Origin of the sequence: Verrucosispora sioxanthis, from assembly GCF_010560025.1 — a bacterium.
GTDB classification, from domain to species: Bacteria; Actinomycetota; Actinomycetes; order Mycobacteriales; family Micromonosporaceae; genus Micromonospora; species Micromonospora palythoicola.
In genome coordinates this window covers 106,497-131,278 of sequence record NZ_SAIY01000005.1, presented here as the reverse complement: position 1 = coordinate 131,278, position 24,782 = coordinate 106,497, and the positions used below count along the sequence as shown (strand labels likewise).

Below are 24,782 nucleotides of genomic sequence, written 5' to 3'. Positions count from 1 at the left end.
CCAGCGTTCCGGCCACACAGGAAAGACCCCCTTCGGGCGGTGCCGGACCGGCACCGCCCGAAGGGGATCCATCGGCTACCTGGGGCTACAGTGCCTGGGGCAGTCGCCACGCCGGGGCGGGTCCCACCAACCGGCGGTGTTGTGGTTGTTTCCGTTGCGCGTCGCGACCGCGAAGCCGGCGGACCGGCCCGAGGCGTTGACCGCGATGACGTACGAGCCCAGGTCGTTGTCGCCGAGGCGGGTCGTGCGTCCCCGGCGCGGCTCCCACATAACCGCGCTGAACGGGTACGCCGACGAGCCGGTGAAGTTGCGGATGCCGACGATCTGGCCGGCGTCGTTGACCCGGTACGCCACCCGACCGGGAAGCTCCACCGGTTGGGCGTTCGCGCTGGGCCAGTAGATGGCCGTGGTGGACTGGCCGGGTGCGTTGATCCGCCAACCGACGATCAACCCGTTCTCGTTGCGGTCGGTGGCATACGTGTCGGCGGAGCCGCCGGTGGGAAGTTGCTGCACGGCGAGGGTGCCGGGCTGCCATACCACCGCCGTGTGGTGCCAGGACTGCTCGCCGACCTGGGTGACCAGCCCACCGGCCACTCCGCCGCGCTCGTCGAGCGTGTGCGCGAGGGCCACCGGTCCGGTGACCGACGTGGTGGGTGGCGGCAGCGTGGTGTACGTGCGGCTGGCCGGGTTCCACAGGTACGAGCCCACGGGAAGACCGACCCCCGTGGCGTTGGTGCCGACCACGAGGACCGTGCCCTTGTCGTTGATGTCGACGGCCTGGGCACCGCCCGCGCCGGGCGGCAGCGGCAGGACGTCGAGCCCGGTGCGCGCTTCCCAGACGAAAGGCTGAAGCAGTGGCTGGCTGCCGTCCGGCGCGGGCGTCGGCGGCCCGATGCCCAGCCCGAGCGTGCCAGCGACGACGCCGAAGCGGTTGATCGCCTGCGCTCGTGAGCTACCCGCCTGCGACGGCGTGATTTCGATCAGGTGGCCGCCCTTGTGCCGCGGGTTCGCGATGAAGGCGTGGGCCGTCTGGGTGCCCGGGAGCGACGTCACGCCGACCACGTCGCCGCGGTCGTTGAGGTCGGTGGCCTCACTCGGCGTACCGGGTCCGGCGAGCGACCCGAGGTCGTGGAACCGGCTGAGCGCCTCGGCGGGTGCGCCACCCGGCCCGGACGACGTGCTGCCGGTGCCTCTGCGATGGGGGTTCGCGATGAGGCCGTGGGTGGTCTGTGTGTTGGCAAGCGTCGCGACGCCCAGCACGTCGCCGGGCGCGGCGACCGGTTCCACCTGATGCGAGCAGCCGGTCGCCGTCAGTGCCAGTATCGCGACGACCGTCAGGGTGCGGACTCCCGTCACCAGGTCACCCGCACCGGTCCGACGCCACCGCGCGCCAACAGGTACAGGTCGTAGCGGGCGACCTGGCGGCCGAGCGCGGCGCCGACCTCGTCGGAGTAGCGGAAGTGGACACCCGCCAGGACCCGGGCGTCGATGTTCTCCTTCGTCAGCGTCGACCACGGCGTGCCACGCCGGTAGTTGCGGGTCACCACCCGGCCGTCACCGCGGGCGAAGGTGATCGAGAACGCCATCGGGGTGCAGGGTCCGACCAGCTGCGAAAGCACCTGTTCGGCGGCCCCAGCGGTGACCGCGTGGCCGCTGGGGTACTCGGGATGCGGCGGCGTCGGCAGGAACGAGTTCCAGGTGGGGTCGGGGGCGGTGCGGGGATCGCCGTCGGTGTCGGCGTCGCGGATGGCCGTGACCGGCCGCCAGTGCAGGAGGGCGTACTTGGCGTCGAAGGTGGCGATGCTGGAATCGACGATGACCGCGCCGAGCGCCGCCAGTAGCCGAACCTTGCTCCTGCGGGACCGGGCCGAATCGCCGACCAGCAAGCGAAGCACCGGCACGTACTGCGACAGGGGGTCCAGCCACGCCAGGTCGCTCTGCGCCTCGGTGCGCTCGGAGACCTCCCCGCCGAGACGGCGTACCTCGTCCAGGGCCCGCCGGTAAGGGGCGGTGCCCAGGGCCGGCGGTGGTGGCGGGCGGAACCGATCGGCCCGGCCGAGCAGGAACGGGCGGGCCAGCCCGTAACCGGCCGCCACCGTCTGGGTCGCCCCGGGCGTGAGCCGGTAGACCCCCGGTGCCTCGGGCGGCAGCGTGAAGGGCACGTTCACCGACGCCAGGTCGAGGCCGTCACCGGTACGCACCGCGACCATCGCCGCCGCGGCCTCCCGACCGGCGGCGATGCCCGCCTTCTTGGCCTCGCTCGCGGCCAGGCCGGCCAGCGAGTCGGCCAGCACCCCGTCGAGCTTGTCCGCCTGGCCGGGGACCAGTGCCTTCAGCACACCGTGCACCGCCGTTGCCGTGGCGGCATCCTCGAACACCGCCCGCTGCCCTGGTGCGCGCACCGGTGCCGCCCGCCGTGCGCTGAGCGCCGCCCACGCGGCAATCCAGCTCATCGCCCACATCCGCTCGGGCAGCCCGGCCGTCGGTGCCGCCGCGAAGGTCGCCAGCATCTCGTCGAACCAGGGGCCCACGACGTCCGGGCGGGAACCGTGCCGGGGCGACGCCGTGGCGGCCTCGGCCTTGGTGGGCAGGATCAACAGGCCCGCGGTGCCGGCTGCGGTGCTGGCCGCGGCGATCAGCAGGCCGCGTCGGGAGAGCCCCGGAACCAGGGGGGATAGGGACGGTTCGGTAGATCTTGTCGTCATCGCCATGCCTTTCCATCGGATACGGGACGGGGGTTCGGTGAGGGGTTCGGTTCGGGACCGGTCGGGTTCAGCCACAGGCGGGTTCAGAGCCGGCTGAGCAGCGCCGCCCGGTCGACCTTCCCCGTGTTGGTCAGGGGCAGTTCGTCGAGGGCGACGATGCGCGTGGGGACCATGTACGACGGCAGGATCCTCTGGAGGGCACCGACGACCTCGGCCTTGGGAAGCGGCTCGGCCGTCGGAACGTAGAAGGCGGCCAGCGTCCGTCCGCCCGGCCCCGAGGGAGCCACCACCGAGGCGGCCCGGACGCCCGGACACTGTAGGAGGGCGCTCTGCACCTCGCCCAGCTCGATTCGGTAGCCGCGTACCTTCACCTGGTCGTCGAGGCGCCCCAGGAACTCCAGGTCGCCGCTTGGCAGCCAACGGGCGCGGTCACCGGTGTGGTACATGCGCTCGCCGGTGCGGTGGGCCCACGGGTCGGGGAGGAATTTGGCGGCGGTCAGGCCGGGGGACCGGGCATAACCCAGGGCGACGCATTCACCGGCGATGTACAGATCGCCCTCCGCGCCGTAGGGGCAGGGCCGCAGGCCGTGGTCGAGTACGTAGTAGCGGGCGTTCTGCATCGGCTTCCCGTATGGAATGCTCGGCCACCCGGGGTCGACGTCGCCTACCCGGTAGTGGTTCGACCAGACGGTGCACTCCGTCGCGCCGCCCAGGGCCACCACCTCGGCGTTCGGGAAAGCGGCCCGGATCTGGTCGGGCAGCGGCACCGGAATCCAGTCGCCGCTGAGGAGGACCAGGCGGAGCGTGCCACGCCCGGCCGGCTCGCGGACCTGGACGAAGGGCATGACCATGGCCAGGGCGGCGGGTGCCGAGTCCCAGATGGTGATCTCCTCCTGTTCGAGGAGGTCCACCAGGGTGTCCGGCTCGTCCAGTTCCGCCGCTGACGCCAGCCGTACGGACCCACCGGCGGCCAGCACCCCGAAGATGTCGTAGACCGAGAGATCGAAGCAGAACGAGGTGACAAAGAGGATCTGGTCGGTCGGCCCGACCCGGTAGCTGCGGTTCACCCAGTCGATGAGGTTCACTGCCGACCGGTGGGTGACGACGACTCCCTTGGGTGCGCCTGTCGAGCCGGAAGTGAAGATGGTGTAGCAGATGTCGTCGGCCGTCGGGCCGGTGGCGAGCGGCTCGCTCGGGCGCAGCTCGATGTGATGGCCGGTCCACAGCGGCTCGCGTCCCGACGCCGGGCGATCGCCGGATGGCGCCACGCGGATCACGGCGTCGTACCGCTGGGCCAGCTCGCCGGCGAACGTCTCGACCTGGCGGCGGTGGACGCTGGCGCCGCTCACCCCGGGCAGGAACTCGGGGAGATGTTCGATGAAGTGCGGTGCGACCCGGATGCCGGGATAGTCACTGAGATCCGGGTCGATCAGGTCGGCGAGCACGATGACGCCGTCGTCGGCGAGCAGCCCGAGCAGCGACCCGAGGACGCTGAGCAGGTAGTCGAGGTCCGGCAGGAACTGCACGGTGCTGGCCAGCAGGATGACGTCGAACGGACCCTGGACCCGCTCGGCTACCTCGTGGGCGAAGCACACTACGCCGTCGACCTCGCCGCCGGCGCGGAACCCGCCCTCCTGGCTGCGCTTCACGGACACCGGTGAGGGGTCGACGGCGACGTAGCGCGACGCGCGCGGGGCCAGGGCTTCGACGATCAGACCGGACCCGGACCCGATCTCGAGGATCGAGGGTCGTGCCGCGGCCGTCGCGGCGAAGGCGAAGGCAGCCACATGGTCGCGGTACTGCTGCACATCGTTCTCGTCGAAGGGACGCTCCGAACGGCGCATGTTGAAGCCGGCGGCCTCAAGCTGGTCGGGGGCGCTCGACACGAAGTCGAAGAAGTTCACCACGAGGTCGGGCCGGAAGGTGGCCGACCACGAGAACTCCTCGGCGATGTCGGGGCAGAGCACGTGGCGCAGCGAGCGCACCTGCCACCGAAGCTCCTGCATGGAGCGCAGGTGGGTGCGGTCGGTCAGCACCGCGGCCACGTCGAGCTGGTCGAGCAGCCCGACCACCCGGCGGGCGGGCCACGACGGATCGATCGGTACGTAGGCGGCACCGCACTTGAGCACGGCCAGCAGCCCGACGAGGGCCGGTGCGTCACGCTCGCCGAAGAGCGCCACGGTGTCGCCCCGTCCCACGCCGAGATCGCGCAGCAGCCGCGCCAGGCGGTTGGCGCGCCGGTGCAGCTCCCGGTGGGTCAGGACCTGCTTGTCGGAGGTCACGATCGCCGGGCGGTCCGGGTGCCGTTCGGCGGCCTCAGCGAGCAGATCGGGGATCGTGACGTCGGCGCGGAAGTGTCGTGCGGTCTGGTTCCATACGCTCCAGGGCACGCCCGGAGACAGGGCTGGCGGGGCGCTCATCGGGCCAGCGACCCGAACGCCTCGTGGGCCGCCAGCGCGTCGGTCAGCTCGTTGACTGTCGGATGGTCGAAGAAGAGCTTGAGCGACAAGCGGGTCCCGGCCAGCGCACCGAGCCCGGCCATGATCTCGGCGATCAGCAGGGAGTGCCCGCCGATGGCGAAGAAGTCGTCGTCGTTGTCGAACCGTTCGTGTTGGAGTGCGGCTGCCCACCCGGCCCGTACGTGGGCGCGCAGCAACCCTCGCGCCGAGCCGTCGTTGCCGTCGCGATCCGGGTTCGCCACCTCGGCCGATCCGATGTCGTTCACCACTCGCTTCCGGTCCTCTCCCGGTGCCCTGCCTCTGCAACTGCCGGCCGGTGCCGCCCGGTCCCCGACCGTGCCCGGCCGGTGCCAGTCTCACCGCGGTGGTCCGCCGTTGTCTGCGGATCTTTCAGAGGTCAGTCAGGGTTGGCGCTCATGGGCGTCGGCGCGGCAATCCTCACGTGCATGGGAACGAGAACGAAGAATCGGTGGTTCGTAGAGGTCTCGCGCAGCCGGCTCAAGGAGTGTGCCTTGTACGCCATTCCGCACGCCGGCGGCGGGGTGGCCACCGTGCGCAGTCTCTGTGTCGAACTCGGCGACGCGTTCGACACGTTCGGCGTGCGCCTGCCGGGACGGGAGTCCCGGCTCGGCGACCCGGTGGTGACGATCATGTCCCGGCTTGCCGACGAACTCGCCGGCGAACTGCTCCGCCATGCCCAGGGGCGGCCGGTGGTGCTGTACGGCCACTGCTCCGGCTCGGCGATCGCCTACGAGGTGGCGCGCCGCATGGACCCCGCCCAGCTGCGGGGACTCGCCGTCTCCTCGCATCCGGCGCCCGGCAGCGTTCGGCGTGCGCCCACCTGGGAACTGCCGCGACAGGAGTTCCTCAAGCAGGTCGTGACCGACGGGTACCTGCCGCCCGAGATCATTGCCAACGAGGAACTGCTCGACATCTACGAGCCCGCCGTACGCGCCGATTACGAGCTCGTCGAGACCTACGAGTTGGACCTGTTCGGGGGTGGGCCCGTCGAGGCTGTCGCCGCGCCGACGGTGGCCATCTACGGTCGCGACGACCACACCATCGACCCGGTCCACATCGATGCCTGGTCGACCCTCACCATCGGGCCGTTTCGGGTCGTGTCGCTGGCGGGGGGCCACAACCTGCTCCTCGGCCGACCGGCGGAGCTGGCCGCGGCCATCTGCCAGGGCCTGGCCTCAGACGACCGACTCCATGATCACCGGTAGCGGCCGGCCCACCGCCCGTCACGTGGCACAGGTGCCTGCCCTGCTCGGCCGACTGGTCGAGCAGGGCAGCCCACCGGTGATCGAGGGCCATCAGGGAAGTTGCTCACGCCCACTCCCGGCCCATGATGTCCGAGACCAGCCCGTCGACATCGATGGACACATGGAAGTGGCCGCCTGGTCGCACCGTCAGCCGGAACTCGCCTGTGGTGACGTCCGCCCACTCCGTCAGCCTCGACTCGTCCACCAGCGGGTCGCCGACGCCGTGATAACAACTCACCGGGCACGACAGCGGCGTGGTTCCGGAGCCGGGCCGGTAGTTGGCGTGCGCGCGCAGGTCCGAGCGCAGCGTCGGCATGAACAACTCCCGTAGCTCCGCGATCTCGGCGACCCGGGGGTCGATGCCGCCCAGAGCGCAGATGGCCGCCCAGAACTCGTCATCGGGCTTCAGGTGAACGTCCCGATTCTTCATCTGGCCGGGTGGGAGGCAGGCCGAGGCGCAGAGCCTCCTCGGTTCCACCCTCATATCCCGCAGCAACATCGCGGTCTCGTACGCCACCATGGCGCCCAGGCTGTGCCCGAACAGCACCTGGTCGCGGCAGGGCAGCTCAAGCAACTCCACCACGATGTGCCCGGCCATCTCGGCCACGTCGTCCACGAGGTGCTCGGCGAACCGGTCACCGCGTCCGGGGTACTGGACGGCCACGAGTTCGACCCCTGGTGGCATCGCGTTCGCCCAGTCGCTGAAGGCGGTCGCCGAGCCTCCTGAGTGCGGAAAACACACCAGGCGCCCGGTGGGCTCCTCGACCGTGGTCAGCGTGCGTATCCAGCCCTTCTTCCGCATCCAGCTCATCGATCCGTCCTTCCGATTGGTTTCCGCTTTGCACTGGATGGTCGTCGTTCTGGCGTCACTCAGGTAATTCGTGAAAGAAATTGGTCAGACATAGCTGGTGGTGCAACGGTTGCTGGCCCCCGGGTTGGTTCTGGCCGACATCTTTCAGGCCGTTTGAGGATTCAACAACCCGTTCATAGTGTGGGGCTCACGAACGACGGCGGCTTCCGCCGGCCGTGGCTGGGGAGCTGCGTACGGGAGGACCCAACTGCGCTCCGCCGCGAGTCAGTGACGATCGAGAGTTACTTATTCGGGAGTCTGGATGGGTTACGGCGGTGTTTCGTCGGCGCAGGAGGCAATGTGGCTGGAACAGAATCTTGCACCTGAGGTGCCGAACAGCACCACGACCATTTGGGATGTGCGGGGCGAGCTGCACCTGCCTGATCTCGAGGACGCGTTGCGGACCGCCCTGGGCGAGACGAGCGCACTCCTGGTGAACTTCCGGCGGGAGAGCGATGAGCTGCGGATCGTCCCCCGGAAGCCGGACGCGTGGGAGCCCTTCCGCATTGACGCGAGCGACGCCGCCGACCCTGCGGCCGCGGCCAGGGATTTTCTCACCGAACAGATTCGCCGCCCGTTCGACCTCGGTGCGGATGCGCTGTTCCGGATCGGAACGGTCCGGCTGGGCGACGGGCATCATCTGCTGTGCCTGATCATGCATCACATCCTGACCGACGCGTTCGGCGTGTTCACCCTGCTCTCCCAGCGCGTCGCGGAGATCTACCGCGCCCTGCGCGCCGATTCCCCTGTGCCGGACCGGCCGGACACGCCCGCCGAGATCGCCGGCGAACGGGAGGCGACGTACCGGTCGTCCGAAAGGTTCACGGACGCGGCGCGGTTCTGGCGTGATTACGTCACGGCTGGCGGCACGGCTGCCCGCCTGCCGACCGGGATGCGGGCGGGCGCGACCCGTACGGCGAGCGTCGGGTTCTGGGACGGTCTGACCGCACCGCTGGGCGTCGCCAGCTACACCGCCAGCGTGGCGGCGAGCGAGGTCGCCCGATGGCGGGCGGCTGCCGATTCGACCGAAACGAGCGTCCCGGACCTGCTCACCTCGGCGGCCACCGCCTTCCTCCACCGCCTCTGCAACACGCCCAAACCGATGCTCTCCTTCACCGTCAACTACCGCAGGGGCGAGATCAAACAGGCCTGCGGCCTGTACTCGAACGCCCTGCCGCTGGCGATCGAGGTGCCGGCGGCAGGCGACTTCGTCGACCTGGCGAAGTCGGTGCGTCTCGAGCGTCTGCGGGTGCTGCGGTACGCCGAGTACAACGTCTCCCTGATCAAGCGCGCGGCCGGTCACGCGGGCGACGTACGCAGCCCGTTCGGCCCCGTCGTCAACGTCATTCCCTTCCTCCGGGAACTCGACCTCGCCGGCGCCGTCGGACGGTTCGCGGGCGGCACGTTCGGGCTACCCGACGAGGTCCGTATCTCCACCTACGTGGACGGTGGCCCGGACAGCGACCTGTACATCCGCTTCGACGCGCCCGGACGGCTGTACACCCACGAGGACATCGCCGGGCTGGCCGAGAGGTTCGTGACCTTCGTCCGGGCGGCCCTGACCGACCCACGGGCGCGGGTCCGTGACATCAGCGCCATCGGGGAGCAGGAAAGAGTCGCGCTCCTCGACCGCTGTGCCGGTCCGGTAGTCGAGCTGGCCGGCGTGACGGTGCCCGTGCTGCTCGACATGCAGGCGCTGGCCACACCGGATGCGGCCGCCGTCGTGCACGAGAACGCCGTACTGACCTACCGGGAGCTGGCCGCGAGGTCCGACGCCCTGGCCCGCAGACTCGCCGAGTGCGGCGCGGGACCGGAACGTCTCGTGGCGGTCGCCGTGCCCCGGTCGATCGGACTGGCGGTCGCGTTGTGCGCGGTCCTCAAGGCCGGCGCCGCCTACCTGCCCATAGATCCGGACTCTCCGGCGGAGCGCGTGGAGTTCATGCTCGGCGACGCCCGGCCGACGCTGCTGCTCACGGTCGCCGGGACCGACGGACTGGCCATCACGCCCCTGCACGGAGCGCAGCCACGCTGGGAGGCCAGCGTCATCGAGCGGACGACCGCAGCGTCACCGGCGGCCACGTCGCAGGCTGGCGGTACCGGCGAGCACGCCGCGTACCTGCGGTACCGGTCGGGGCCATTCGGTCCGACGGCCGGCGTCGTGGTGACGCACGCCGCTCTCGTCAACGAGCTGCTCTGGATGCAGCAGCGATACCGGTTGAACGACACCGACCGGGTGCTGCACAAGGCCCCGGCATCCCTCAATGCCTCCGGGTGGGAGATCTTCTGGCCGCTGATCGCCGGTGCCACCGTCGTCATGTCGACCCAGGACGTCCACGGGGACGCGACCGCGCTCGCGGCGATGATCCGGCGGACGGGTGTCACCACCGTGCACGTCGTCCCGTCCGTGCTCGCCGAGCTGGTCCGCGACGAAGCCGTTGTCACCGCCGGCAAGGGTCTGCGGCACGTCATGTGCAGCGGGGAAGTGCTCCCGGCCGACCTGGCGGCCCGGTTCCACGAGAGCTGCGACGTCCCGGTGCACAGTCTCTACGGGCCCATCGAGGCGATGCCGGTCGTCACGTCGTCCGACTACCGACCCGGCTCGCCCACGGTACCGCTCGGACGACCGATCTCGAACGCCGGCGTCTACGTGCTGGACAGCCAACTCCAGCTGACGCCGCCGGGAGTGGTCGGCGAGGTGTACGTCACCGGCGTGGGTCTGGCCCGCGGCTACCTGCACCGCCCGGCCGCGACCGCGGACCACTTCGTCGCGTGCCCGTTCGGCCCCGCCGGCACCCGCATGTACCGCACCGGTGACCTGGCGCGCTGGACCGACGACGGGGAACTCGAGCACGCCGGCAGCGCCGACCAGCGGGTGCGGATACGCGGCTTCTGGGCCGCGTTCTTCGAGATCGAAGCAGTTCTGATCGCCCATCCGGGAGTGGACCAGGCCGCCGTGATCGCGCGGCCCGACGGCCCCGACCGCGCCGCCCAGCTGATCGCCTACGTGGTACCCGTGACCGGCGGGCGGATGGGTGCGGCCGGTCTGGACGTGGACTTCAGCGCCGGGCTGGACGTGGTCGAGCTGCGGCGGTTCGTCGCTGCCCGGCTGCCCGAACACCTCGTACCCGCCACCATCGTCGTACTGGACCGGCTGCCGCTCACGGCCGACGGCAAGCGGGACCACGCCGCGCTGCCCGAACCCCAGGCCACCCGACGAGCCCACCGGGTGGCCCGGACCGCCGAGGAACGCCTCCTCGCGGACGCCTTCGCCGAGGTGCTGGGCGCCGGCCGCATCGGTCTGGACGACGACTTCTTCGCCCTGGGCGGCGACAGCATCTCGGCGATGCGGGTGGTGGCCCTCGCCCGTGCCGGCGGCCTCGCGCTCACCGCGCGTACCGTCTTCGAATGCCGCACCGTCGCCGCCCTGGCGGCCGTGGCGGCGCCGGCCGACGAACCAGCGGTCGCCGCTGCGGCCGAGGGCGACGGCGGACGCGGCGACGCCGGCCCGATCCACTTCCGCCGATGGCGCGGCTCTTCGCCGAACGTGGACCGGGCCTGGACCGGCTGGCCCAGTGGCTGGTGCTGACGCTGCCGGCGGAGATGAGCCCCGACCTGCTCACCGGAGCGGTCCGAGCGGTCCTGGACCGGCACGAGGTGCTGCGCTCCCGGCTGGCCGACGGTCAGCTGCTGATCCAGCCGCCGGGATCGGTGGACGTCGACAAGCTCATCCGGCGGGTGCCCTGTTCCGGTGACTGGAGCGGGCCCTCGTGGCCGGCGTTACTGGCGGACGAGGCCGCGAAGGCGGTCGGTCAGCTCAGCGCCTCGGCTGGGCAGGTGATCCGCATGGTCTGGTTCGCGCCGCCGGGCGGTGCACCCGGGAGACTGCTCATCGCCGCCCACCACCTGGTCGTGGACGGAATGTCGTGGCGGGTGCTCGTCCCGGACCTCGCCGAGGCCGCGGCACAGATCCGATCCGGGCGTACGCCGGCACTGGCCCCGGTGGGCACCTCGCTCCGGTCCTGGCTGGACGAACTCGCGGCCGAAGCGGTACGGCCCGAGCGCGTGGCCGAGCTGGAACTCTGGCGCGGCATCCTCGCACCCTCCGGCGATCCGCTGGGTGCCCGACCCCTCGATCCGGCGGTCGACCTGACCAGGACGGCGCAGACGCTGCGGGTCGAGGTTCCCGCCGAACTCAGCAGGGCCCTGCTCACCTCGGTGCCGGCCACCTTCCGGTGCGGTGTCGACGATGTGCTGCTCACCGCCCTTGCGCTCGCGTTGGCCAGCCGTCGGCACAACAGGGCCGGAGTCGTCCGGCTGGAAGGGCACGGACGTCAGGAGGAACTCGTTCCCGGCACCGACCTGACCCGTACGGTGGGCTGGTTCACCACGGTCCACCCGGTCCGGTTCGACCTGTCCGGCCTCGACCTCACCGACGCGATCAACGGTGGCCCGGCCGCCGCGGAGGCACTCCGGCGGGTCAAGGAAAGCCGGCGCGTCCTGCCCGATCGGGGCATCGGCTACTCGCTGCTGCGGTACCTCAACCAGGCGACCGGGGCTATGCTCCGCGACCACCCCGCCGACGAGGTCGGCTTCAACTACCTCGGTCGGTTCTCCTTCGACCGTTCCCGGGCGGGCCGGGAGATGGCGTGGACGTCCGCGCCGGAATCCGCCGGACTCGTGGCGGCACCGGATCCGGACATGCCGCTGATCTCCGCACTCGAACTGAACTCCCTGGTCGTCGACACCGACCACGGCGAACAGCTACAGGCGCTGTTCACGTTCGCCACCGGGGTGCTCGCCACCGACGAGGTCCGGCGCCTCGCCGACGACTGGCAGGCCGCGCTGCGTGGCATCCGAGCACAGGCGGCCACGGGCGCGAGCGGCCTGACCCCATCCGACGTGCCGTTGGTGCGGGTGCGGCAGCAGGACCTGGACGACTGGCAGAGCCGTTTCGGGCGGGTCGACGACGTGTGGCCGCTGACTCCGCTCCAGCACGGGCTGCTCTACCACAGCCTGCTGGGCGACAGCGCCGCCGCGTCGTACCAGACCCAGTTCGTCTTCCGGATCAAGGGACCGGTGGATCCGGCGCGTCTTCGTGGCGCGGCACAGACCCTGCTGAACCGGCACCCCAACCTGCGGGTGGCCTTCCTGACCAAGTCCACCGGCGAGCCGGTGCAGGTGGTCGTGGACGGCGTCGAGGTGCCCTTCGCGCACGTCGACCTCACCGGTCAACCGCAGGCCGAGGAGCGACTGGCCCGGATCCTGGCCGAGGAACGGGAGGCCCAGTTCCGCCACGACAGCGCACCGCTGCTGCGGTTCAGCCTCATCACCCTCACCCCGACCCAGGCCGAACTCGCGCTGACCGCACATCACGTGCTGTTCGACGGCTGGTCGCTGCCGCTCATCGAACAACAGCTGATGCACCTGTACGCCGGCGGGGCCGACGCGCTGGAACTGGTCGAGCACGGCTATCGCGAGTTCCTGCGCTGGCACGCGCGGCAGAACGCGGACGAGGCGCTCGCGGCCTGGACCGAGGAACTGGCCGACGCGACGCAGCCCACGCTCCTGGCATCGGGGTTCGCCCCCGCCGAGCAGGCTGGGACGAGCACCGAGATCGGCCAGGTCGACGTCCTGCTCACCCGCCAGGAGGCGGCATCCGCAGTGCGTCGGGCCGCGGATTGCGGCATCACACCGAACGTCCTCGTGCAGGGCGCCTGGGCGGTCGTGCTCGCCCAGCTCACCGGAAACGCCGACGTCCTCTTCGGCAGCTCCGTCACCGTACGCCCGCCCGAACTGCCGGGCGCGCACACGGTCGTCGGGATGTTCACCAACACCGTGCCGGTGCGGGTACGGTGCGCGCCCGCCGACAGCCTCGAAGGCATGCTCCAGGCGGTACAGGATGCCCAGGCCAGGACGTTGGATCACTACCACGTCGGGCTCGGCGACATCCAGCGGGCGACCGGACTCAGCACCCTTTTCGACACCATCGTCATCTTCGAGTCGTTCCCGGTGGACCGGGCGGCGTTGTCGAAGGCCAGCGCGTCGGCGGAACTGACCGTCACCGGCATCCGGCCGTTCGCGCCGACGCACTACCCGCTGACCGTGCTCGCGGCGGCGGATCCGCTGTTGAGCCTGACCCTCCAGTACCACCCCGACGCGCTTGCACCGAGCACCGTGCAGGCGATCGCGGACCGTTTCGCCCGGGTGTTGCGGCAGTTCGCGGCCGACCCGCGGACTCGCATCGCCGCCATCGACGTGCTCTCCGAGGCCGAGCGGCAGCTGGTGGTGCACGACTGGAACGCCACCGCGCTGGAGGTGCCGCCCGAGTTCGTGCCCGAGCAGTTCGCCCGGCAGGCGGCAGCGACACCGGACGCGGTGGCTGTCGTGGTGGGGGAGCAGCACCTCACCTACGCCGAGTTGAGCGAGCGGGCCAACCGGATGGCGCACTGGCTGATCGCGCAGGGAATCGGCGCCGAGAACCGGGTCGTGGTCCTGCTGCCCCGCTCGGCGGACCTGGTGGCCGCGCTGCTGGCGGTCTGGCACGCCGGCGGGTGCTACGTACCCGTGGATCCCGACTATCCCGCCGCGCGGGTGCGGTCCGTGATCGACGACTGTGCGGCCACGCTGGTGCTGGACGAGAACCTGCTGGACCGGACCGACCTGTCGCGCTACCCGGCACAGGCCCCCGCGATCGCCGTCGCGCCCGGCCAGGCCGCCTACACCATCTACACCTCCGGCTCGACCGGCAAGCCGAAGGGCGTGGTCATCGGCCACGACGCCCTGACCAACTTTCTGGCCAGCATGCAGCGAACGCTGCGCCTGTCGGCGCAGGACCGCTTCGCCGCCGTCACCACGATCGCCTTCGATATCGCGGCGCTCGAGCTGTTTCTGCCGCTCACGACCGGGGCGCGCGTGGTGCTCGCCAACCGGGAGCACGTCGCGAATCCACCGGCCATGCTGGACCTCGTCGAGCAGACCGGCGTCACCGTCATGCAGGCGACCCCGGCGCTGTGGCAGATGCTCGCGACGCACGACGTGCGTCGCCTGTCCGGCGTACGCGTCCTGACCGGCGGCGAGGCACTGCCCCGGCCGCTCGCCGAGGGCCTCTGCGCGCACGCCGCACAGGTGATCAACCTGTACGGGCCGACCGAGACGACCGTCTGGTCGACCCTTGCGGACGTCGCGACCTGCAAGCCGCCGTCGATCGGTACGCCCATCGCCAACACCCAGGTCCTGATCCTGGACTCGGCACTGCGGCCCGTCCCACCCGGGGTCGGTGGAGACCTGTGGATCGCAGGGGACGGCCTGGCCCGCGGCTATCACCGGCAACCGGGGCTGACCGCCTGCCGCTTCGTGGCCAACCCGTTCGGCCCTCAGGGTGCCCGGATGTACCGCACCGGGGACCTGGCTCGCTGGTCGGAGAGCGGGAAGATCGAGTTCCTCGGCCGGGCCGACTTCCAGATCAAACTCCGGGGATTCCGGATCGAGCCGGGCGACGTCGAACACGCCCTGACCCGGCATCCCGCGGTCCGCGAGGCCGTCGTGATGGTCCGGGAGGACCAGCCCGACGACAAGCGGCTCGTCGGGTACGTGGTCGTCGCCGAGGATGCCGAGACCCCGCCGACCCGGGAGTTGCAGCAGTTCGTGCGGGAGCAGCTGCCCGACTACATGGTCCCGTCGGCGGTGGTCACCCTGCCCGCCATTCCGTTGACGGCGAACGGAAAGCTGGACCGTTCGCGACTGCCCCGACCCGAGGCGAGCAGCGCGAAGTACCGGGCGCCGGAATCCGCCCGGGAGGTAGCCCTCTGCGGGATCTTCGCCGAAGTCCTCGGCGCGGAGCGGGTCGGCGTCGACGACGACTTCTTCGCGCTCGGCGGGCACTCGCTGCTGGCCACCCGGCTTGCCGCTCGGCTGCGGTCCGACCTGGGGGTCGAGGTCCCGATCCGCACCATCTTCGCCGCACCGACAGTCGCCGAACTCGCCCGGCGGTGGAGCGGTCTGTCGACCTCCGTCCGGAAGCCTCTGCGCAGGATGACCGAAAGGTAACAGAGAATGGCGCCCGTCTCGTATGCGCAACAACGAATGTGGTTCATCAATCGGTTCGAGGGCCAGACCGCGACCTACAACATCCCGATCCTGATCCGGATGCGCGGACAGATCGACCGAGACGGGCTGCGGGCTGCGTTCATGGACGTCCTGTCCCGGCACGAGATTCTGCGTACCGTCTACGACGAGCTCGACGGGCAGCCGCTGCAACGGATCATCGAGCCGGCCGAGCTGAGCCTGCCCTGGACCGACTGGGGATGGGTGTCCCCCCAGCAGGTGGACAGCATCGTCGCCGCGTCGGTCCGCGAGGGCTTCGATTTGTCGGTGGACCTGCCGATCCGGGCGTACCTGCTGCGTCCCGAGCCGGACGTGGCCCTGCTCGCGGTGGTGATCCACCACATCGCCGGCGACGGCGGCTCGCTCGGCCCCTTCACCCGGGACCTCTCGGCCGCCTACCGCGCCCGGCTGGCCGGGGTGACGCCCACCTGGGACGAGCTGCCGGTGCAGTACTCCGACTACGCGCTCTGGCAGCGTGAGCTGCTGGGCGACGAGTCCGACCCGGACAGCGTCTTCTCGACCCAGCTGCGCTACTGGCGGAAGGAACTGGACGGCGTCTCCCGGCCGGTCGCGCTGCCCGTCGACCGGCCGCGCCCCGCCCGGGCCAGCTATCGCGGCGACAACCACGGATTCGAGATCTCCGCGGCGCTGTTCGAGAAGGTCGAGCGCCTCGCCCAGTCGTACAACGTGACGGTGCCCATGGTCTTTCAGACCGCGCTGGTGGTCCTGCTGCACCGCCTCGGCGGCGACCGCGACATCACGCTCGGCTCGCCGATCGCGGGCCGCACCGACCAGGCCCTCGAGAACCTCGTGGGCTTCTTCGTCAACACCTGGGTGCTGCGGGTGGGGGTGAGCACCGGCGACTCGTTCGCGCAGGTCCTGGAACAGGTCCGGCAGAAGGCCATCGCCGCGTACGACCACCAGGACCTGCCGTTCGAGCGGCTGGTGGAGCTGCTGCGACCCGGGCGCTCAGTCGCGCATCACCCCCTGTTCCAGGTCACCCTCGCCTGGCAGAACAGCGTCCGCCAGGAACTCGACCTGCCCGGCGTCACGGCCTCGATGGAGCCGGTCGCCACCGGCACGGCAAAGTTCGACCTGTTCGTCAACCTGATGCCGAACCATTCGCGCAGGTCGGTGACCGTCGACCTGGAATACGCCACCGACCTGTTCGATCCCGCCACCGTCGAGGCGATCGCGGGACGGTACCTGCGCGTGCTGGAGCAGGTGGTGGAGAGCCCGGACCTCGGCGTCGGTGTCCTCGACGTACCCGCGATGCCGGCGACGCGCGGCGAGCGGACGGTCGACGCCGGCGAACGCGAGAAGATCCTTTACCGCTGGAACGACACCGACCGCAGCTTTCCCTGCCCGGGACCGATCCACCTGCCGTTCGAGCGGCAGGCCGCCGCGCGTCCCGACGCGATCGCTGTGCGCTGGTCGGGCGGCACCATGACCTACCGCGAGCTGAACCGGCAGGCCAACCGGATCGCCTGGACCCTCAAGCGCCGCGGCGTGCGGCCGGAGACCGTGGTGGGCGTGGCCGTGCGGCGCGGCCCGCTCATGGTCGCCGCCGTCCTCGGGGTGCTCAAGGCCGGGGGAGCGTACCTGCCCATCGGCTCGACCCTGCCCTCCGACCGGGTCGCCGGCATGCTGGCCGACGCGTCCGCGACGCTGGTGCTGACCACCGAGGACACCAACAGGTGGACGCCACCGGATGGCGTGGAACTCCTCGACGTCGGCCGGGCCGGCCTGGCCCTGTCGCTCGACGGCGAGATCAACCCCGAGCCGGTGGCGAGTGCCGACAACACGGCGTACATCATCTTCACCTCGGGAAGCACCGGGAAGCCCAAGGGTGTCACGGTGGCCCACCGGCCGGTGCACAACCTGTTGAACTGGTGCTACCGGACCTTCGACTTCGGCCCCGACGACGTGAGTCTCTGCGTCACCTCGCTGGACTTCGACCTTTCCGTGTTCGACATCTTCGGCCTGCTCGGGGCAGGCGGCGGGTTCTACATCGCGGACGCCACCCAGCAGCGCGATCCGGAGATGCTGCTCGACGTCCTGCTGTCGGAGCCGATCACCTTCTGGAATTCGGTGCCCGGCACGCTGAACCAACTGGTCCCGCTGCTGCCACAGGCCGCCGGCAGCCCAGGGGTGCAGGATCTGCGCCTGGTCTTTTTCTCCGGCGACTACACCCCGCTGTCCCTGCCCGACCAGGTCCGCGCGGTCTTCCCGCGCGCCGAGATCATCAGCCTCGGCGGCGCGACCGAGGCGACGGTCTGGTCGAACTTCTTCCCGGTCGGCGCGATCGACCCGCAGTGGCGCAGCATCCCCTACGGGCGGCCCATCGACAACGCGCGCTACTACGTCCTCGACGAGAAGCTGGAGCCGTGCGCGGTCGGTGTGGAGGGCGACCTCTACATCGGCGGGCCGGTGATCGCTCTCGGGTACGTGAACCGTCCCGACCTGACGGCCGAGCGGTTCATCGCCGACCCGTTCGGCGGGGTTCCCGGTCAGCGCATCTACCGTACGGGCGACCGCGCCAGCTTCTTCCCGGACGGCAACATCTGTTTCCTTGGTCGCGCCGACGGCCAGGTGAAGGTGCGGGGGTTCCGCATCGAACTGGGCGAGATCGAGTACGCCCTCGGCCGCCACCCGGCGGTGCGCCAGGGTATCGCGATCACCCGCCGGGACTCCGTCGGTGACCTGCGGCTGGTCAGCTACGTCCTGCCCGATCTGGACACGGTGGAGAGCGTGGTCGCCGCCGACGAACAGGTCCGCGAATGGCAGGAGATCTACGACCAGGGCTACCTGGAGGTCACCGACCAGGATTTCGGCGACGACTTCAACCTCTGGGTGTCGAGCTACACCGGCGAGCCCATCCCGGTCGGCCAGATGCGGGAGTGGCAGGACGCCGCCGTCGACCGGATCCTTGGCTTCACGCCGCGGCGCGTGCTGGAAGTGGGTGCCGGAACCGGCCTGCTGCTGGCGCGGGTTGCGGGCAGCGTGGAGGCGTACTGGGCGACCGACTTCTCGGAGCCGGTCATCGAGCGGCTGGGCCGGCAGGTGACCGAGGCGGGCTGGGCCGAGCGGGTACGGCTGCTGTGCCGACGCGCGGACGACCTGGACGGGATCCCACGGATCTTCGACACCGTAGTGCTCAACTCGGTCGTGCAGTACTTCCCGAACGAGCGCTACCTGGAGCAGGTGCTCGACGGCGTCTGGGCGATGCTGGAGCCAGGTGGCCGGCTCGTGCTCGGCGACATCCGCCGGGCCCGCTCGCTGCGCGCCTTTCAGGTGGCCGTGCAGCAGGCCAAGCACGGCAACCTCCCGCCGGCGCAACTGCGCAGCGCGGTCGAACAGGGCCTGCTCCTGGAGAAGGAACTGGTCATCGACCCGGAGTGGTTCCACCGCTGGGCCGAGCGCGCGGGCGCGGCCGGCGTCGACGTGCGCCTGAAGGAGGGCGCGTTCCAGAACGAGTTGACCCGCCACCGCTACGAGGTCGTGGTGCACAAGCCGGGCACAACGGAGGCGGGCCGGCCCTACGCGGTGGATGCCGTCCCGCGCCTGGAGTGGAACGGCGACCTGGACGGCCTGGCCGAGCGCATCCGCACGCTGGGCGGGCCGGTGGTGCGCATCGCCGGCATCCCCAACGCGCGCGTCGCGCAGGAGGTGGCGGCGGCGCGCGACCTGGGGCTGGAGGAGTCCGAGCCGCCGACGTCGGTGCCGGTGGACCCGCACGAGGTGGCGACCTGGGCCGCCCGGCAGGGCTGGTCGATCGCGCTGACCTGGTCCGGAAGCGCCGTCGACCAGTTTGAAGCAGTCCTGTTCACCGACGCTACGACCGAGCACCGGGCACTGTCGGGTACCTACCTCCCGGTGGCCGCCGCCGGCACCTGGATCAACGACCCGGCCGCCGCAGCGGGCATCACCGCACTCCCGGCGGTCCTGCGGGAGTACCTGTCGAAGACGCTGCCCGAGTACATGGTGCCATCGGCGATCGTGCCGATCGGCCGGGTGCCGCTGACGCCGAACGGCAAGCTGGACCGGGCGGCGCTGCCGGTGCCGGAGTACGCCGCCGCCAGTCGCGGCCGGCCGCCGTGTACCTCGGAGGAGGAGTCGCTCTGCGAGATCTTCGCCGGCGTCCTCGGGCTCGACCGCGTCGGCGTGGACGACAACTTCTTCACGATCGGCGGCCACTCGCTTCTGGCGACCCGGGTGGTGAGCCGGATCCGCGCCGCGCACGGTGTCGAGATCCCGATCCGGACGATCTTCGAGGCGCCGACCGTCGCCGAACTGGTGGCCCATTTGACCGGCCAGCGGACGGTCCGGCCGCCGCTGCGGCCGCAGCGGCGGCCGGACCGGCTCCCGGTTTCCTTCGCACAGCAACGGCTGTGGTTCATCCACCGCTTCGAAGGGCCATCGCCGACCTACATCATTCCGCTCTCCATGCGTCTGCGCGGAAAACTGGACGTGCCCGCGTTGCGGCAGGCGGTGCACGATGTCGTGGTCCGGCACGAGTCGCTGCGCACCGTCTTCGACGAGCTGGACGGGGCACCCTACCAGCGGGTACTCGACCCGGACGGGTTGGCGATCCCGTGGCAGGAGCACGAGGTCACCGAGTCCGCCCTTCAGGAGGCGCTGCGCCTGGAGGCACGGCGGCCCTTCGACCTGGCCGCGGAGATTCCGGTACGCGCCGCGCTGTTCCGCGTCGGCGAGCACGACGCGGTGCTGCTGCTCCCGCTGCACCACATCGCGGCCGACGGCTGGTCGCTGGGGCCGCTGGCCGAGGATCTGACCGCCGCGTACACCGCCAGGTGCGACGGGCAGCGACCGCAATGGGCCGCACTGCCCGTCCAGTACGCCGACTACACGCTGTGGCAGCGTGACCTTCTCGGCGGCGATGACCCACACAGTCTGTACCGGCGGCAGTTGGACTACTGGACGGGGCAACTCGCCGGACTGCCGGAATCGCTGCAACTGCCGACGGACCGGGCCCGACTCGCCGTCGCGTCGTTCGCCGGCGAGGTGCTGCCCGTAGAACTCGACGAGTCGCTGACCGAGGACCTCCGCAAGTTGGCCCTGCGTACCGGTACCACCGTGTCGATGGTGCTCCAGGCGGGTCTCGCGGGGCTGCTCAGCAAGCTCGGCGCCGGTAACGACATTCCGATCGGGTCGCCGATCGCCGGGCGGACGGACGAGGCGCTCAACCGATTGGTGGGCTTCTTCGTCAACACCTGGGTGGCGCGCGTCGACACCAGCGGAAGCCCCAGCCTGATCGAGCTGGTGGACCGGGTACGGGAGGTGAGCCTCGCCGCCTACGACCACCAGGACATCCCGTTCGAGCACTTGGTCGAGGCGCTGAACCCGGTGCGCTCGACCGCGCATCATCCGCTGTTCCAGGTGTGCCTGGCCCTGCAGAACAACGTGCAGCCGGCCTTCGACCTGCCCGGACTGAAGGTGTCCCACGAGCCGGTCGACATGGGCGTCTCCCGTTTCGACCTGTTCTTGAATTTGATGGAGGAGACCACCGGCGAGGGGACGAGCCGGATCGCCGGAGTCGTCGAGTACGCCACGGAACTGTTCGACCGGGACACGGTCACCGGGCTGCTGGAGCGCTGGCGGCGCCTGCTGCGGCAGTGGGTCGGCGCTCCGGACGCCCCGATCGACGCGGTGGAGATCCTCAGTCGGGACGACCTGGCCGCCCTTGAGCGCTGGACCGGTCGCGCCCGCGGCACCGATCGTGTCGTCGGGACGATTCCCGAGCGCTTCGCCGCCGTGGTGGCCGAGCAGCCGGAGGCCGTCGCCCTGGTGGCCGCCGACGGCGAGGAGAGCTGGACGTACGGCGAACTCGACCGGTGGGCCAACCGCATCGCCCACCATCTCCACGCGCGCGGCGTCGGTCGGCAGCACCGGGTGGCGTTGGTCATGGAGCGGTCCCCGTTGCTGGTCGCGGCGGTGCTGGGCACGCTCAAGGCGGGCGCCTGCTATGTGCCGGTGGAACCCACCTGGCCGCGGGCCCGGATCGACCTCGTGCTCGCCGACCTCGATCCGGCTCTCGTGATCGACGAGCGGCTGGCCGAGGAGGACCTGGCCGGCTACCCGACGCGCCCGCTGGACACCGCCGACGTCGGCGGGGAGCACCTCGCCTACCTGATGTACACCTCCGGCTCCACGGGGACACCGAAAGGTGTCGAGGTGAGCCATCGCAACGTGCTCAGTCTCGCGCTCGACCCGTGCTGGGCCGATGCTGACCACCAGCGAGTGCTGGTGCATGCCCCGCCGACCTTCGACGCATCGACGTACGAGATGTGGGTGCCGCTGCTGCACGGCGGAGCGGCCGTGGTCGCGCCGCCGGGAAAGCTGGACGCGGCCCGACTGGCGACGGTCATCGCCGAGCGGGGCGTAACGGCGCTGTGGCTGCCGGCGGGCCTGTTCGATCTGATCACGCAGCATCACCCAAAGAGCTTCGTCCAGGTACGCGAGGTGTGGGCCGGCGGCGACGTACTGTCCCCGGCGGCCGTGCGACGGCTGGTACGCGACGACGGCACGCTCACCGTCGTGAACGGGTACGGTCCCACCGAGACCACCACCTTCGCGGCCCGGTACCGGATGTCCGCACCGGCGCGGTGCAAGGACCCCTTGCCGATCGGCGAGCCGATGGCGGGCAGCCGCCTCTACGCCCTCGACGACCGGCTCCGGCAGGTGCCGCAGGGCGTCATTGGCGAACTCTACGTCGGTGGCGACGGGGTGGCTCGTGGGTACGCGAACCATCCCCAGCTGACCAGCGAACGGTTCGTCGCCGATCCCTTCGGACGCCCGGGTGAGCGGATGTACCGCACCGGTGACCTGGTCCGGTGGAACCACGACGGGCAACTCGAGTTCCTGGGCCGCGTCGACGAGCAGGTGAAGATCCGCGGTTTCCGGGTTGAGCCGGGAGAGATCCGAGCGGCCCTGCGGAAACGGGACGGCGTGGCACAGGCGGTGGTGGTCCCCCGTACGGACCGACTCGGCGAGCGGCGCCTGGTGGCCTACGTGGTTCCGGAGGTGCCGGCGGGCGCGGACGAAAACTCGACCGAACATGTCGAGAAGTGGCGCGCCATCTACGACTCGATGTACGACGAGACCGAGGTCGACGCTACCGAGATCGGCAACGACTTCACCGGGTGGAAGAGTTCCTACACGCGCGACAACATCCCGCTGTCCGAGATGCGCCGGTGGCGCGACTCCGTCGTCGAGGAGGTCCGCGGCCTGCGGGCGCGCCGGATCCTGGAGATCGGGGTCGGTTCGGGCCTCCTGCTCGGGCCGTTGGCGCCGAGAGCGGAGGCGTACTGGGGCACCGACTTCTCGTTGCCGGTCATCGAGCGCCTCGAGGTGCAGGTCGGCACCGATCCGTGCCTGAAGGAGAAGGTGTCGCTGCGGTGCCAGCACGCCGACGTCGCCGACGGACTGCCGGTGAAGTACTTCGACACCGTCATCCTGAACTCCGTCGTGCAGTACTTTCCGGACGCCGCCTATCTCTCCCGGGTACTGGACGTCGCCCTGGACCGGCTCGCGCCGGGTGGCCGGATCCTCGTCGGTGACGTCCGGAACTACGGCACCCTGCGGGAGTTCCTGACGGCCGTCCATCACGCGCAACACCCGCAGGACAGCGCGTCGGCCGTCCGGGCGGCGGTCGAGCGTGCCGTCCTGGCCGAGAAGGAACTGGTCATCGATCCGGATTTCTTCACCGAGTGGGCACGGACCCGGCCCGACGTCGTGGCCGTCGACATCCGGCTGAAGCCGGGCGCGGACCAGAACGAACTCACCCGGCACCGTTACGAGGTCATCCTGCACAAGCAGCCGAGCCAACCACTGCGCCTCGCGGACGTGCGGACGGCGAACTGGGGCTCGGAGGTGCCCGACCTGTCCGGGCTGGAGACCGCACTGGCCCGGCACGGCGGTCGCCTCCGGTTGGCCCGGATCCCGAACGCCAGGCTGGTGAGCGAGGCGGTCCAGTGCGGCGTGCCCACCAACGTAGGCGGCACGCCCCTGGACCCGCACGAGTTGGCGAGCTGGGGAAAGCAGCGGGGTTACTCGGTCCACTGCACGTGGTCGGCGGAGGCGCCCGGCTGGTTCGAGGCGGTGATCATCCCGGTCGACAGCGGGCACTGCCGCGACGGTGTGTACCGGCCGGTGGGGCCCCGGCCACGGCAGTTGGTCAACCTGCCCGCGGCGGCGCGCCGGGTGTCTCGGCTGCCCTCGTGGCTGCGCGAGGAACTGGCGGCGGAGCTGCCGGAGTACCTGGTGCCAGGCGACATCGTGGTCATGGAACGACTGCCGTTGACCACCAACGGGAAGATCGACCACAGCAGACTTCCGGAGGTGGAGCAGGCCGACCGGGAGTACGGCTCGCCGCGCACGCCCCTGGAGGCGGAACTGGCCGGTCTCTTCGCCGAGGTCCTCGGCGTGGACCGGGTGGGCATCGAGGACGACTTCTTCGACTGCGGCGGTAGTTCTCTCCAGGTCATCCGGCTCATCTGGCGGATCCGCGCGGAGCTGGGCTTCGACATTCCGGTCAGAACCATCTTCCAGCATCCGACCGTGGCCGAGGTCGCGGAACACCTGGCGGCCGGCAGGGAGGACGTCGAGTTCGACGACCCCTTCTCGGTGGTGCTACCGATCCGGACCGACGGGGACCGGGCACCGATCTGGTTGGTGCCGCCGGGTGGCGGACTCTCCTGGGCCTATCTCGGCTTCGCCCAGCACCTGGACCGCTCGCGCCCCATCTACGGTCTACAGGCCCGTGGATTTGTCGGAGACCCGCGGGCGACCTCGATCGAGAGCATGGTGGACGACTACGTCGACCAGATCCTGCGGGTCCAGCCGGAAGGCCCCTACAACGTGCTGGGTTGGTCGCTGGGCGGCCCGATCGCCCAGGCGGTGGCCGCCGAACTCCAGCGCCGGGAGTGCGAGGTGGATCTGCTGGCCGTCCTCGACTCGGGTCCGGCGAGCTACTTCGCCGACTTCCAGACTCCCGACGAGAAGTTGGTGCGCAGGTACCTGGCGCACTACATGGGTCATCTCGCGGGAATGGCGGAATTCGAGTCGCTCGTGCAGACATCCACCACCCTGTTCATCGAGCACACGGACCTGATGACGCAATTCACGTCGCCGCCGTTCCGTGGCGATCTGATCTTCTTTGCCGCCCTCATCGACCAGGGCACCCGGGAACGACGGCAACTCGAGGTGGAACTGGACGTCCAATGGCGGGAATACACCGACGGGACCGTGCGGCGCTTCGACATCGAATGCGCCCACAACGAGATGATGTGGCCCGAGAACGCGGCCATGATCAGCCGTATCGTCAACGAGATCATCGATTCGGCCCGATAACCGCTTCCGCCCTGACCTGGAGCGGACG

9 protein-coding genes are annotated in these 24,782 nt (G+C 70.5%); 4 read left to right on the top strand and 5 right to left on the bottom strand.

Features of this window, described 5'->3' with window-relative positions; all coding sequences use genetic code 11:
• Positions 1–75 precede the first annotated feature (75 nt).
• The 4 genes from ENC19_RS16375 to ENC19_RS16360 all read right to left on the bottom strand — a co-directional run bounded on the left by ENC19_RS16375 (position 76) and on the right by ENC19_RS16360 (position 5,430).
• The gene (locus ENC19_RS16375) at positions 76–1,356 is read right to left on the bottom strand and encodes a hypothetical protein (protein ID WP_164448048.1); all 1,281 of its coding nucleotides are present in this window, start codon (positions 1,354–1,356) and stop codon (positions 76–78) included.
• Complete coding sequence (locus tag ENC19_RS16370; protein WP_164448047.1) at positions 1,353–2,705, bottom strand: vanadium-dependent haloperoxidase; 1,353 nt, start codon at positions 2,703–2,705, stop codon at positions 1,353–1,355. Before ENC19_RS16370 ends, ENC19_RS16375 begins: the two co-directional genes overlap by 4 nt.
• 83 nt (positions 2,706–2,788) lie before the next feature.
• Entirely contained in the window at positions 2,789–5,125 is a 2,337-nt protein-coding gene (locus ENC19_RS16365) for an amino acid adenylation domain-containing protein (RefSeq protein WP_164448046.1), read from the bottom strand.
• The gene (locus tag ENC19_RS16360) at positions 5,122–5,430 is read right to left on the bottom strand and encodes an acyl carrier protein (protein ID WP_208020924.1); all 309 of its coding nucleotides are present in this window, start codon (positions 5,428–5,430) and stop codon (positions 5,122–5,124) included. The genes ENC19_RS16365 and ENC19_RS16360 overlap by 4 nt, the downstream gene beginning before the upstream one ends.
• 180 nt (positions 5,431–5,610) lie before the next feature.
• Here ENC19_RS16360 and ENC19_RS16355 point away from each other — a divergent pair, with 180 nt between their 5' ends.
• Complete coding sequence (locus ENC19_RS16355) at positions 5,611–6,390, top strand: thioesterase II family protein (protein WP_164448044.1); 780 nt, start codon at positions 5,611–5,613, stop codon at positions 6,388–6,390.
• Positions 6,391–6,493: 103 nt separating this feature from the next.
• Here ENC19_RS16355 and ENC19_RS16350 read toward each other — a convergent pair whose 3' ends face one another.
• Positions 6,494–7,240 (bottom strand): thioesterase II family protein, encoded by a 747-nt coding sequence (locus tag ENC19_RS16350; RefSeq protein WP_164448043.1) that lies wholly within the window; start codon positions 7,238–7,240, stop codon positions 6,494–6,496.
• 301 nt (positions 7,241–7,541) lie between these two features.
• Between ENC19_RS16350 and ENC19_RS16345 the strand changes: the two genes are divergently transcribed.
• Genes ENC19_RS16345 through ENC19_RS16335 form a run of 3 tightly spaced genes read left to right on the top strand, consistent with a single transcriptional unit; the run spans position 7,542 to position 24,754 of the window.
• Positions 7,542–10,865: a non-ribosomal peptide synthetase gene (locus tag ENC19_RS16345; RefSeq protein ID WP_164448042.1), complete on the top strand. Its 3,324-nt coding sequence runs from the start codon at positions 7,542–7,544 to the stop codon at positions 10,863–10,865.
• The gene (locus tag ENC19_RS16340; RefSeq protein WP_164448041.1) at positions 10,802–15,325 is read left to right on the top strand and encodes a non-ribosomal peptide synthetase; all 4,524 of its coding nucleotides are present in this window, start codon (positions 10,802–10,804) and stop codon (positions 15,323–15,325) included. Before ENC19_RS16345 ends, ENC19_RS16340 begins: the two co-directional genes overlap by 64 nt.
• A gap of 6 nt (positions 15,326–15,331) precedes the next feature.
• The gene (locus ENC19_RS16335) at positions 15,332–24,754 is read left to right on the top strand and encodes a non-ribosomal peptide synthetase (protein ID WP_268968041.1); all 9,423 of its coding nucleotides are present in this window, start codon (positions 15,332–15,334) and stop codon (positions 24,752–24,754) included.
• Positions 24,755–24,782 lie beyond the last annotated feature (28 nt).

Excerpts from the sequence above, each read along its gene's own strand:
- ENC19_RS16370 (WP_164448047.1), bottom strand. The coding sequence starts at position 2,705 with ATGACGACAAGATCTACCGAACCGTCCCTATCCCCCCTGGTTCCGGGG.
- ENC19_RS16365 (WP_164448046.1), bottom strand. The coding sequence starts at position 5,125 with ATGAGCGCCCCGCCAGCCCTGTCTCCGGGCGTGCCCTGGAGCGTATGG.
- ENC19_RS16355 (WP_164448044.1), top strand. The coding sequence starts at position 5,611 with ATGGGAACGAGAACGAAGAATCGGTGGTTCGTAGAGGTCTCGCGCAGC.
- ENC19_RS16350 (WP_164448043.1), bottom strand. The coding sequence starts at position 7,240 with ATGAGCTGGATGCGGAAGAAGGGCTGGATACGCACGCTGACCACGGTC.
- ENC19_RS16345 (WP_164448042.1), top strand. The coding sequence starts at position 7,542 with ATGGGTTACGGCGGTGTTTCGTCGGCGCAGGAGGCAATGTGGCTGGAA.
- ENC19_RS16340 (WP_164448041.1), top strand. The coding sequence starts at position 10,802 with ATGGCGCGGCTCTTCGCCGAACGTGGACCGGGCCTGGACCGGCTGGCC.
- ENC19_RS16335 (WP_268968041.1), top strand. The coding sequence starts at position 15,332 with ATGGCGCCCGTCTCGTATGCGCAACAACGAATGTGGTTCATCAATCGG.